The sequence below is a fragment of the Phocaeicola sp. RTP21359st1_B8_RTP21360_211022 genome (assembly GCF_040911965.1).
Classification (GTDB): Bacteria; Bacteroidota; Bacteroidia; order Bacteroidales; family Bacteroidaceae; genus Phocaeicola; species Phocaeicola vulgatus.
This window is the reverse complement of the sequence record NZ_JBDFXP010000001.1, coordinates 150,289-163,978: the sequence shown is the minus strand read 5'-3', so window position 1 is coordinate 163,978 and position 13,690 is coordinate 150,289. Positions and strand designations below refer to the sequence as shown.

Sequence of the window (13,690 nt, the reverse complement as noted above, 5' to 3'; positions counted from 1 at the left end):
CTTTTAAATGAAGAACTAACATGAAAACAATATTCAATAAAGCACTTTGGGCTTCAGCGATAGGAGCTTGTACCTTGTCTTTGGGCAGTTGTACAGATTTGAGCGAAACGATTTATGATACGATTGCTTCCGAGAAGTATGAGTTTACAGAAAAAGACCGGGCGGCCATGTTTGCTCCGGTATACAGCAGTCTTCGTGATGTGTATTGGGGATGGTATAGTTATGCCGATATGATGGACCAGTCGTCCGATTCATGGTGTATTCCTTATCGGATCAGTATCGGCTGGGGGGATTTGTACGTGTCTATGCACAAACATCAGTTCCATTCACAGATAGCCCATTTCAATGATACATGGAACCGTAACTATGCCGGTATCAATGCCTGTAACAAACTGTTGGCAGATGAAGTCATTGCTGCTGATATAACCACTTCTTCGCAATTAAGGGCTTATCGCGCTCTTTATTATTATATTTTATTCGATTTGTTCCGCAACATCCCATTGGATACGCAATATGAACATGAAGACGGATGGTTGCCCGAACAGGCAACTCCCCAACAGATGTGGGATTTCCTGATCAGTGAGTTGACGGATGTAAAGGGGAAATGTGGAACAAAAGTAGAAATGGGTAAGCTGAACGACTATGCCATCAATATGCTTCTGGCAAAAATGTATTTGAACCACAATGCATGGTTCAATGATTACTCTGATAATTCTTATTACGGAAAGGCTATTGATGAGGTAAATGAAGTGATTAACAGTGGCAAGTTCTCTTTGGCTCCGAATTATTCGGATAATTTTAGAGAAGATATTTCCGGTTCGCCTGAAATTATCTTTGGTATTCCGTTTGAGTTTAAATACGCCGGAGGTAACTATATGGCAAATATGTGGATGCATGTAGCCGGACGTGCAACGTGGCAGTTTAACGGATGGGCTACCGGTGGAGCGGCTGTTCTTCCTCAATTTCTGGAAACATACGATGAAAAAGACAGTCGCTATAAAGACTGTTGGATATCAGGACAGCAATATGACTATGCCGGTGCTCCCATTTATGTGGACAGTGAACCGTTGGTATATACTCGGGAATTACACAGTATAGACAACCCCGGTTGCTATCCCTTTGAAAGTGAACGCTTGGTGAAATATGAAATACTTTCAGGCGACTATGGAACTTCTTATGATGATGTGCCTTTCTTCCGTTTGGCTGATGCTTATTTTATTAAAGCGGAGTGCTTGCTTCGTTTAGGTGGTTACAATGGAGAAAGCGAGCAAGTGGCGGCCGATTTGGTAACAGCTGTACGCCAACGTGCCTTCAAGTCCGATCCCGGTAAAGCAACGGTTACTGTAGCTCAATTGAAGGGTGGCAGCCGTTATAACTACGGACATCGGGAGAATCAGGGAATCATGGGAGAAGCCGATAACTGGATTATCACAGAAGAAGGGGGCGATGATATTGAACTGGGTGGTTTGTTGGACGAACTGGCCTGGGAGTTTGTGGCAGAGCATCACCGTCGTCAGGACTTGATCCGTTTCCGTATAAACGGAACCAATCAGAATGTATATAATGGCAAGTCATGGTTTTGCAAAGATGCGAAGACGGATAAGACAGACAGGCATTGTGATATTTTTCCGTTACCTAAGTCTGCATTGGATGGCAACATTAAGTTGAAGCAGAATTCGGGATATTAGATTAAAAATTATAAAATTAAAATTATGAGAAAGTATATTCTTTTCATATATATGGTTTGCCACTTATTGCATGTTTATGCAGGGAATTTGGAAAATAAAATAAATTCTTCATATCCACATTTGGTCAGGGTTTCAATGATAAAAACTTTAGGCTCTCATCAAACTCCGGTGACAATAGAGGTATCATCTCCAGTGAGAGGCATCATCTCTAATTATAATGGGATAAACTCAATAGTAGAAACCCCTGTTATTATCGGTCCCAATTTAGTAATGTTATCTTTTCGAATATCTGGACCTTTTGAATCAGGAGTACACTATCGTAGCTTGCATATAACTAATAGTTTAGGATATGATAAAATTGTAAAAATTAGTTCAATAGATACGTTTCAAGATGTAATACCATTGGATCCTAATGCTACTACAGTAATAACTATAATGATAACAGATTAATAAAAAGAATAGTACGATGAAAAAGAATTTTATATATGCTTTAATTGCTTGTTTCACTCTGTCACTGGCTGCATGCAGTACGGATCCGGAGGATGCTACCAGCAAGCATGTGTACGGGGAGAATGAAAACCCCTATCTGAAGACGAATGCGGATGCTGTGGTTTCTACCAAAGCAGAGTTTCCCATCAGCCGTTTGGAAGCGAAGACGGTTAAACTGACTGATTATGCAGAAAAGTTTCATACGTATTTGGGGATGACGGTAGATGAGACGTTGGCTGCATTGTCTAATGGGAGTGTGGTGTTTTATCCTATCAATATTTCGAAAAACTGTTGGAATAGAACAGCTCCTACCAAGGGTACCAACGGTTGGTACTATAATACGGCAGGCGGTGTTTGTGATGCAGCTTCTGGTATAGCTAGTATTGAGTTGGATGCAACAAAGAAGGAGCTGGTTCTTAATGTGCTCGAAACCGCTTCTGTAGGTACAATTATGTCGATTAATGTCGGATTTGCTATAAACAATGGTGCCGACTTTGATGATTATATTCGTTTTTCTTTTGATGTAACTGTTACTGACCCCTCTAAGATTGTAATAAGTGGTACATTGGCAGCAGGAGATTATGCGGGATTTTCAATCAACTTTGCAGATTATGCCGATGCTATAGAACCATGTATCGGATTATCCGTAGACGAATTTTCAAAACAAGTAAAGAACAGCGGAGATGCTAGAGGTGACTCTTCCATAACTCCTACAATTGCTATGTACCCCGTTAAGGAAGACGGGACTTGGGATGAAACTAGCGAGTATACAGCCAATGGTCTTGGTTATTGGTTTGACGGAAAATCGAATGTTTCATCGTATGGAGATAATTGTGTCTACTTTATTGAATCTGGTGAAGGAAGTGTTTTTGTGGGACGCTATGTTAATATTGCCTCAGGAACCACTATAAAGGCGCATTTTGTATATGCGATGATAGAGGATCATAGCCGATATGTTGAATTTATTGTCTCGGGAACAATGGAATAATATACTTGGTAAACAATGGAATCTGTTCTTCATTGGAACAGGTTCCATTAATAGTATTAAGTCAGGAGGACTTTGGATAATATGGTACCGGATATTTAGGGTAGACACTGAAAATAGGTATTCCTATTCGCTCTTCCACCCGATAAAAAAATAGTCTAAACGAATGGAAGAATAGTACAACCGCCTAACTGTCAAATCCATAAAATGAGATTTATTGGACGATTCTGCCATTACATTATATTATATATTCCCTTTCTTGTAATTTTTTTATTTTACTTTGCAAGTGAACAACGTATACAACCGATAGATTATGAAAAACAACAAGAAACTCTGTCTTGCAATTTTATCTTTGCTTTTATTGATTGGAAATGCTTCATTTGCAGCCAAGGAAAAGAAATATGTACTCTCTTCACCCGATGGAACATTGAAAGTGGAAATCAGCGCCGGAAACGAACTGGCCTACCAAGTGATGCATGGAAATGATACAATTCTCTCACACTCTAATATAGGTTTGGTTCTGGAAAACGGAACTATAGTAGGTAAAACTCCCCGTATCACAGGGGAAAGAAGGAGAAAGATAAAGGATAACATGGAATCACCTTTTTACCGTTTCAAGGAGTTCGTTGCAACAGGCAACGAACTCGACTTGAAGCTGAAAGGCGGGTTCGGAATCATCTTCCGTGCATACAATGAGGGAGTCGCCTATCGATTCTATACCACACAATCTTCGGATATCATTATAAAGGAGGAACAGGCCGAGTTTAATTTTAAGGAAGATTATACGGCTTATCTTCCTTATACCACCAATGATAAAAAACCGATGGCGATGGCTTATCAGAATGTATATGACATCATTCCTCTGTCAAAAGCACAGCCTAAACTGGCTTTTCTTCCGGTTACCGTGGATTGCGGCAGCGTAAAACTGACCCTGTTGGAGTCCGACCTCGAAGCTTATCCGGGCATGTTTGTGCAGTCACAGCAGGGAAAGTATGGATTGAAAGGTGTCTTTGCTCCTTATCCGGCTAAAACAGACTTTTATCCTTGGCGGAAGCAGGAATATGTAACTGAAACTACCGATTTTATATCCCGTAGCCGTGGCTCCCGTTCCTATCCGTGGCGTGTGTTGGCCATTACTGAAAAAGATACGGATATGCCGGTCAACAACCTGGTCTATGCTCTGGCTTCTCCCAACCGTATCGGTGATACCTCATGGATAAAGACAGGCAAAGTGGCATGGGATTGGTGGAATGACTGGAATCTGAAAGGAGTGCCGTTTAAAGCCGGTATCAACATGGATACGTATAAATATTATATCGATTTCGCCAGCCGGAACGGATTGGAGTTTATTGTGTTGGATGAAGGATGGTATGATCCGAAGAGCGGGGATATGCTGACCGTTATTCCCGAACTTGATTTGCCGGAACTGATAGCATACGGCAAATCCAAAGGGGTGGAAATAGTGCTTTGGACGGTGTTTAATGTACTCGACAGCCAGTTGGAAGCAGCTTGTAAGAAATATGCGGATATGGGAATCAAAGGTTTTAAGGTGGATTTCCTGGATCGTGATGATCAGACTGCCGTCGAAATGGTGTATCGCATCGCTGAGATGACGGCCCGGTATAAATTAACCCTTGATCTGCACGGCATTTACAAACCGACAGGTATCAACCGTACCTACCCTCATATTATCAATTTTGAAAGCGTGTTCGGCATGGAAGAGGTGAAATGGACGGATATCAAGAATAATATGCCTCTTTATGATGTTACTTTCCCCTATATCCGTATGATGGCGGGACCGGTGGATTATACGCCGGGAGCTATGCGCAATGCCACGAAGGCAGATTGGCGCGCCATGTATTACACGCCGGCCAGCATGGGAACCCGGTGTCATCAGCTGGCTGCCTATATTGTACACGATTCTCCTTTTACCATGTTGTGTGATGCGCCTACCAACTATCTGAATGAGCAGGAATGTGTGGATTTCATAGCTTCTCTGCCTGTGGAGGTGGATTCTACTTTTATTGCTTCGGGCGAGTTGGGAAAATATATTGTAACAGTGCGTAAGAAGGATGTGAACTGGTATATCGGCGGTATGACCAGTTGGGATGAACGTGATGTGCAGCTCGATTTCTCTTTCCTTCCCGAAGGAATGTCTTATACGGCTGTTTTGTTTAAAGACGGTGTGAATGCCAATAAGCAGGCCGAGGATTATCGCAAGGAAACCATCCGGATTGATAAGGACAGCCGGTTGACTTTGCATCTGGCATCGGGCGGCGGATTTGCCATGAAGTTGGAGCTTTGCCCTGTTCACGGACAGGTTACCGGTATTCCTGAAGGGAAAAATATTCCTTCTTTCTATCAGAAATACATAGAGACAGAAGGTCTGTATGTCACCTCTTCCGGAAAGGTGAGCGATGAGGCCTTATTGAAAGCTTGTGATATCATCAGTTTGATGTTGGCAAAACGTCCGGATGTGAAGGCACACATGGTGAAGAAAGGCTGCCACGTCATGATAATCGGTAAAGATGAGGAAACTTGCGATTTGCCGGAGTTTGCCCATATCTGCAATTGTGAGGACAGCATTAAATATTGGAACTGGCGTGCCCGTGGTTTTGGCGGAGCACCGGAAGATGAATTTTCATCCAGTTGCGGAGAAGAGAATCTGCTGGCATTGCCGCAGGATAAATATGTAGGTGAGAATATCCTGATTCATGAGTTCGCTCACCTTATTCATACGGTAGGTATAGTGGGAGTGGAGCCAGACTTTAATGAGCGTTTGGAGGCACTTCGTCAGAATGCAATCCGGAAAGGGCTGTGGGAAAAGACGTATGCAGTGAGCAATAAAGAGGAATACTTTGCCGAGTGCGTACAGTCTTTCTTTAACTGTAACCGCTATGCCGAACCTGCAAACGGAGTTCATAACTGGGTGAACCGCCGCACGAAACTGAAGACGTATGATCCGGATATGTATCGGTTGTTGCAGGAATATTTTTATGAGATAGAAATTCCCATTCATAATGTGGTGCATGAATAAGCGTCGCAGGGACAAATAGAATTTTGCTATATAGAGATGAATAAGATACGATTGGTTGTTGCTTCCTTATTGTTGGGAGCTGCTACAGGCTTTGCTCAGAAGCCTTTTAATGCTTCGGGTACGGGGAATCCCATTATTCCCGGATATTTTGCCGATCCCACGGTGAAGAAGTTTGGCGATACGTATTATATGTATGCCACTACGGATGGCAGTGGGGCCGGTTTCGGTCCTGCACAGGTGTGGACCAGCAAGGATTTTGTAAACTGGACGTTAATGCCCATGAACTGGCCGGACAGTCATTGGATATGGGCTCCCGATGTGATGAAACATACGGATGGGAATTATTATTATTTTTATTGTCAGCCCTGTATGATTCATTGCGGGGTCAGTGAAACGCCGCGCGGTCCTTGGAAAAATATATTGGGTGAAAGTGAGGCTGTTCTTGTACCCGACCGTTTTGTGACGAATGCCATTACATTGGACGGGCAGACCTTTGTGGATGATGATGGTTCTGTATATTTGTATTGGGGGACTTGGGGGATTTATAAAGGTTTCGGTTGCGGAGCCGGAAAACTGGCTTCCGATATGAAGAGTTTTACTGAAACGCGTCTGATTCCGAATACGGAAGCCACGGATTTTTTTGAAGCACCCTTTGTGATGAAACGAAAGGGGATCTATTATTTTATGTATTCTTCGGGTTCCTGTCACGACCACACCTATCGGGTGCAGTATGCCACTTCGGACAAGCCTATGGGGCCGTACACCTATCGGGGATGTATTCTTGAAACCAATGCCGATGGAACAATTCATGGGCCGGGACATCATAGCGTTTTGAAAGAAGGCAATGAATATTATATGGTCTATCACCGTCATGATAATCCGCATTCCAACCGCGGATTTCATCGTCAGCTTTGTGTGGACCGTATGGAGTTTGCCGAAGATGGAAGTATTAAATCCCTTATTCCCACTCATGACGGAATAGGTGCATTGGCATCTTCTGTAGTGAAATCAAAAAATCTGGCATTGGGTGCTAAGGTGAGGGCTTCTTCTTTTTATGATGCCGGTTTCCGTCCCGAATATGCTGTAGATGATAATAACGGGACTTTATGGCGTCCTCGTGGCATGGGACAGGAGTGGATAGAAGTGGATTTGGGTGTTGCCCAGCAGATACAAACTATCTGGACTCAATTTGAGTATGGCACACAATTTTATCAATATTTAATTGAAACTTCTGTCGATGGCAAGCATTGGTCTGTTTTCGCTGATAAGCGGAATAATCGTCTGGCAGGCAGCCCGATGGTCGATTTTGGCAAGGTGAAGGCTCGTTATGTCCGCCTTACCTTTACCGGAGGACAGAAGAACGGATTTGGCGGGGCGGTCTGGAACTTGAAAATCTTTGATGGGGTGGAAGCATCGGCTCCGCAACAATGGCTGGGACTTACCGCTGCCGATTGGAATGGTCGTGAATGGCAGAACAATGAAGGGATGCTGGGAGGGGCTTTTACATTGAAGGAAGGTTCGGCACGCACACAGCGTATCGGTGGACGCGATGCGTTGGTACTGGAACCGGGAACTACATTGGAGTATAGTCATCCGTTACTCTCCTCGTCCAAAGAGCATACAGTTAGTGGGTTGGTTTACAGGTCAGGTAAATGGCAGAGTTATGAAGCGGGGTCGTGTCTTTCATCAGGAGCGATTACGCTGCATAGTTCCACCGAACCTTTGGTCATTACCAATTTCCGTTACTACAATTGGAAACAGGAAGCAGCGGAAAAGGCATACGATGCGGAAACGGATATCGTGCGTCTGCCTGTAGCCGATCAGCAGAAACATGGGCTGGTGGTCAGTCTTTCTGCCGATGATTTTGTAGTGAACGATACGGTTCCTTATCTGGAAAACCGAGGAGTAAAAGGGTATTTTGAAGCCCGGAAATTACCTCTCGTTGTGAAAGAAGTGAAAGGGAAAAAGGCATTTCATTTTGAGGGTACTCAGGTCTATACTTCCAGTTTTATGCTTCCTGCCACTTTGCAGGATAATGCTCCTTATACCTTGGAGGCGTGGGTACTGAATGATTCCATTAGTGAAAATGAATGTGTGGCCGATTTTACTACCTCGCATGATGAATTGGAGAAAATCATGTTGGTCAACGGCACGGAGCCTCGTTGTGGAGTAATCAATCACTATGGCTGGTATGAAGATGCAGGATATAAGGACATGAAGGAATTGGCAGGAAAGTGGCAGCACATCTATATCTGCTTTGATGGGCGGATGGAACAGGTTTATATCAATGGAAAATTAGTCAGTGAAAAAGATATCCAGTTGCTGGTGAAACCGTCACAATTCATCACATTGGGACGCAATGCCGAAGGAGACTGGCCCTTTACCGGTTATCTGCACTCATTGAAATTATGGGATGAATATTTGCCGTTGAAAGAGTGATTCCCCCTTTTCCTATGACCGGAATATGTATTTTTGCAAAAACTATGATAAACAATTAAATGATAGAACCATGAAGAAACTTTTAGTCACTGCTCTGTTGACTGCTACCGTAGCAGGCGGAACAGCGCAAGTAAAAAATCAGTCGCACGGCTATCCTATCGACCCCGTACCTTTCACTTCGGTGAAAGTAACCGATTCATTCTGGGGGCAACGGTTGAATGCCAGCCGTGAAGTAACGATTCCTCTGGCGTTCAGCAAATGCGAGGAAACAGGACGTTATACTAACTTTGTCAATGCCGCCCATCCCAGTGATACCATTAAAGTAGGCGGTCTGGCTTTTGATGATACCGATGTGTACAAAACGATAGAAGGTGCCAGTTATCTGTTACAGACCTATCCGGACAAAAAACTGGCTAAGTATATTGATAGTGTGCTGGTTATTGTCGCTGCGGCACAGGAACCGGATGGTTATCTCTATACTTCGCGTACCATGAACCCGAAGCATCCGCATGAGTGGGCAGGAAGCAAACGGTGGGAGAAGGTGGAGGAACTGAGTCATGAATTCTATAACTTGGGACACATGGTAGAAGGTGCTATTGCGCATTACCAGGCTACCGGAAAACGTAATTTCCTTGATATCGCTATCCGTTATGCCGACTGTGTATGCCGGGAGATAGGTACGGGCGAAGGGCAACAAATCCGTGTGCCGGGACATCAGATTGCCGAAATGGCCCTTGCCAAACTGTGCTTGGTAACAGGGCAACAGAAATATTTGGATCAAGCCAAATTCTTTTTGGACCAGCGCGGACATACTACCCGTACGGATGAATACAGTCAGGCGCACAAGCCGGTAGTGGAGCAGGATGAGGCCGTGGGACATGCTGTCCGTGCCGCTTATATGTATGCAGGCATGGCAGATGTGGCCGCACTGACAGGGGATACGGCTTATATCCATGCCATAGACCGTATTTGGGACAACATTGTGGGCAAGAAATATTATATTACCGGCGGCATCGGCGCCACCAGCAATGGGGAGGCTTTTGGCAAGAACTATGAACTGCCCAATATGTCAGCTTATTGCGAGACTTGCGCGGCTATCGGTAATGTGTATGTCAACTACCGCTTGTTCCTGCTTCATGGTGAGGCAAAATATTATGATGTGCTGGAACGTACTTTATATAATGGTCTTATTTCGGGCGTGTCCCTGGATGGTGGCGGGTTCTTCTATCCTAATCCGTTGGAAAGCATCGGGCAGCACCAGCGCCAGCCTTGGTTCGGCTGTGCCTGTTGTCCGTCCAATATCTGTCGTTTCATTCCTTCCTTGCCGGGATATGTGTATGCGGTGAAAGGTAAGGACGTGTATGTTAATCTGTTCATGTCCAATACTTCGAACTTGAAGGTAGAGGGCAAGGCTGTTTCTTTGGAGCAGGCTACTCATTATCCTTGGAACGGTGATGTCACTATCGGTGTCAACAAGAACAATGCCGGACAGTTTACAATGAAAATCCGTATTCCGGGATGGGTGCGTAATCAGGTAGTTCCCAGTGACCTGTACACTTATTCGGATGGAAAGCGTTTGAGCTATACAGTGAAAGTAAATGGAGAACCGGTACAGAGTGAACTGAAGGACGGTTATTTCTGCATAGACCGCCGTTGGAAAAAAGGAGATAAAGTAGCCGTTCATTTCGATATGGAGCCTCGTACGGTGAAAGCCAATAATAAAGTGGAGGCAGATCGTGGACGTATAGCCGTGGAGCGTGGCCCGATCGTTTATTGTGCGGAATGGCCGGATAATGATTTTGATGTGCTGAGCGTGTTTATGAACCGCACTCCTCAATTCGAGGTGGTTGAAAAACCGGATTTGCTCTATGGCATTAACCAGTTGAAGACGGATGCGCAGATTCTGGGCTATGACGACAGAGATCGTCTGACGGCTACTGATGTAAAGCTGACGTTGATCCCTTACTATGCTTGGGCACACCGCGGTGCAGGTGCTATGGCAGTGTGGTTGCCTCAGGAATTAAGTGCTTCCCGTCCGACTATGCCTGCTACGCTGGCATCGGAAAGCAAAGTGGATGCTTCGCATAAGGTGAAATCCATCTCCGCCATTAATGACCGTCTGGTGCCGAAAGATGAGAATGACCGTTCCGTACCCTATTACCATTGGTGGCCCAAACAGGGAACTACTGAATGGATATCCTACGAGTTCCCGTCCGAAGCGACTGTTTCCAGTGCTACCGTATATTGGTATGATGATGCTCCTTGGGGAGGATGCCGCATACCGCAAAGTTGGAAGATGTACTATAAAGATGCACAAGGCCAGTGGCAACCGGTGAGTGGAGCGGATAAGTATGGAGTGGAAAAAGGTACGGGGAATACAGTCAATTTTGACCCGGTAAAGACAAAAGCGGTAAAACTGGAGATTGTTCAGCCGGCCGATAATTCATCGGGTTTGTTTGAATGGGAAGTGAAATAGAATAATTCAAAATGAAGGTTGGTAAGTTAGGTTGGCTGGTAGCCATGTTCCTTAGTGGGGGCATGGCTGTCGCTCAAGGTACGGTCGATGATTATCGGCGTGCTTATGCATTGAAAGAGAAATTCAGTGCGGACAAAGTTTTCTATTCCAATGTCAATCCGCAATGGATAGAGGGTACGCATCAATTCTGGTATGTGCGGAATACGCCGGACGGCCGCCTGTATGTATCTGTGGATGCGGATAAGAAAGCTAGAAAAGAATTGTTTGATTCTCATCGTTTGGCAAAGGCGTTGGGTGCTGCATCCGGAAAGGAGGTCAAGCCGGAAGCTCTTGCATTGGGGCGTTTGTCGGTCAGTAAGGGATTGGATACGCTGCGCTTTGTGTTTAATAATCAACGTTGGATGTATGCGTCCCGGAAAAATCAGCTGGTCAATGAAGGTGCGGTTCCCCTCCTTATCAGGCAAAAGCATTGGATGGAGGTGGATGATGAGAAGACGGCATCACCGGTTCCGTCTCCTGATGGTAAATGGATCGCATTTATTAAAAATCAGAATATCTATGTAAAGGAGGTGGCTACCGGAAAAGAAAAGCAACTGAGCTTGGACGGGACACTGGGTAATTATTATTCAGCCTACATCCGCTGGTCACCGGACAGTAAGAAGGTGGCTTCCTGCAAGATCCGTCCGGTGGAAAAGCGCTATGTTTATTATGTGGAATCTTCTCCGGCTGACCAGCTTCAGCCCAAGCTTCACAAACAGGAGTATGCGAAGCCGGGAGACGAACTTCCTTTTAAAGTGCCCTGCATCTATGAAGTGGAAAGCGGACGAAGCATTATTCCTTCTACCGAATTGTTCGACCGGCAATATGAAGTATATGGTCCCGAATGGAATCCCGACAGCCGTGCCGTGACTTTTGAATATAACCAGCGCGGACATCAGGTGTACAGAGTACTTGAACTTTCTGCCGAAACGGGAAAAGTGCGCCCGTTGGTAGAAGAAACCAGCGATACATATGTGAATTATACCCGTCATTTCCGTCATGACTTAAAAGACGGCAAGCAGATGATATGGATGAGTGAGCGTGACAATTGGAATCATCTTTATATGTACAACCGTATTACCGCACAGCCCGATTATCAAATTACTAAAGGAGAGTGGTATGTACGCGAAGTGCTTCGGGTAGATGAGGATAACCGTCAGATCTATTTCTCGGCAAATGGTATGGAAGCCGGTGAAGACCCCTATCTCATCCGTTATTACCGCATCGGTTTTGATGGCAAAGGTCTTACCTGTCTTACTCCCGAAGAAGGGATGCACCGTGCCTGGTTTTCGGGAGATATGAAGTATTTGGTAGATGTTTATTCTATGGTGGACAAGGTTCCCGTCGCTGTGTTACGTAGTGCCAGGGATGGCAAAGTGGTGATGCCGTTGGAAACAGCCGATATAACTCTTTTGGAGGCCGAAGGCTGGAAAGCTCCGGAGGTGTTTGTTGCCAAAGGGCGGGACGGCAAGACGGATATGTGGGGATTGATTGCCCGCCCCACCAACTTTGACCCGAACAAGAAATATCCGGTTATCGAATACATTTATCAGGGTCCCGGAGACCAGTATGTTCCGAAGACTTTCCGTCCTTATGACTGGAATATGACTTCCTTGGCTGAACTTGGTTTTATCGTCGTAATGGTCGATGGAATGGGAACTTCTTTCCGTTCGCGTGCTTTTGAGAATGTATGTTATAAGAATTTGAAAGATGCCGGTCTGCCGGACCATATTGCTTGGATTAAGGCGGCTGCACGGAAATATCCTTATATGGATGTGGACAGGGTAGGTATTTACGGTTGTTCTGCCGGTGGTCAGGAATCTACAAATGCAGTTTTGCTTTATCCTGATTTCTATAAAGCGGCTTATTCGGCTTGTGGTTGTCATGATAACCGTATGGATAAGATTTGGTGGAATGAACTTTGGTTGGGCTATCCGGTAGGAGATCAATATAAGGAAGGGTCTAATGTGGAAAATGCACATCTGTTGAGTCGTCCTTTGATGTTAGTGGTGGGAGAACTGGATGATAATGTAGATCCTGCCTCTACCATGCAGGTGGTCAATGCATTGATAAAGGCGAATAAAGATTTTGAATTGGTCGTGATTCCCGGAGCGCATCATACAATGGGGGAAGATTTTGGCGAACATAAGCGGTATGATTTCTTTGTCCGTCATTTGATGCAGGTGAATCCACCGAAGTGGGATGAGATAAAATAGGAGGAGTGAGGTTTGTAGCTGTAGGAGTTTGTCAGTTATGATAAATAGAGGTGGCAGTGTTATGGAGGACAAGTCCATAGCACTGCTTTTTTATGTAATTCCGTGTTTTCATTGATGAATGTGTCTTTTTTGTTCATTCTGTTGTAATTATTGGTTGAACTAATTTTTTTCAATACAAAAATTAGGTTCAGTCAACAGTATTATTTTTATTTGTGGCGTATATAGTATAAAAATAAACCAATTTTCTAATACTAACATTAAATTATAATGGAAAACATTACTGTTAATGTATTTGATGATGTGCTTTATTTAGCATGGGAA

7 protein-coding genes are annotated in these 13,690 nt (G+C 44.5%); all 7 read left to right on the top strand.

The window, feature by feature from the left end; translation table 11 throughout:
* The first annotated feature begins 20 nt into the window (after positions 1-20).
* Positions 21-1,688, top strand: a complete 1,668-nt coding sequence (locus AB5062_RS00585) for a RagB/SusD family nutrient uptake outer membrane protein (RefSeq protein ID WP_032952941.1) — start codon at positions 21-23, stop codon at positions 1,686-1,688.
* Positions 1,689-1,712: 24 nt separating this feature from the next.
* Positions 1,713-2,138, top strand: coding sequence for a hypothetical protein (locus tag AB5062_RS00580; RefSeq protein WP_032952942.1), 426 nt, complete (start codon positions 1,713-1,715; stop codon positions 2,136-2,138).
* A gap of 16 nt (positions 2,139-2,154) precedes the next feature.
* Positions 2,155-3,165 carry a DUF4859 domain-containing protein gene (locus AB5062_RS00575; protein WP_032944056.1) on the top strand — a complete coding sequence of 337 codons (1,011 nt, stop codon included), beginning with the start codon at positions 2,155-2,157 and terminating at the stop codon, positions 3,163-3,165.
* Positions 3,166-3,475: 310 nt separating this feature from the next.
* A complete protein-coding gene (locus AB5062_RS00570) occupies positions 3,476-6,199 on the top strand; it encodes a glycoside hydrolase family 97 catalytic domain-containing protein (protein WP_032952943.1) in 2,724 nt (907 codons plus the stop codon).
* A 36-nt stretch (positions 6,200-6,235) separates the two neighbouring features.
* Complete coding sequence (locus tag AB5062_RS00565; RefSeq protein WP_032952944.1) at positions 6,236-8,638, top strand: family 43 glycosylhydrolase; 2,403 nt, start codon at positions 6,236-6,238, stop codon at positions 8,636-8,638.
* Between the two features lie 70 nt (positions 8,639-8,708).
* Positions 8,709-11,114, top strand: a complete 2,406-nt coding sequence (locus AB5062_RS00560) for a glycoside hydrolase family 127 protein (protein ID WP_032953004.1) — start codon at positions 8,709-8,711, stop codon at positions 11,112-11,114.
* A gap of 11 nt (positions 11,115-11,125) precedes the next feature.
* On the top strand, positions 11,126-13,369 hold the full coding sequence (locus AB5062_RS00555) for a DPP IV N-terminal domain-containing protein (protein ID WP_032952945.1): 2,244 nt from the start codon (positions 11,126-11,128) through the stop codon (positions 13,367-13,369).
* Positions 13,370-13,690 lie beyond the last annotated feature (321 nt).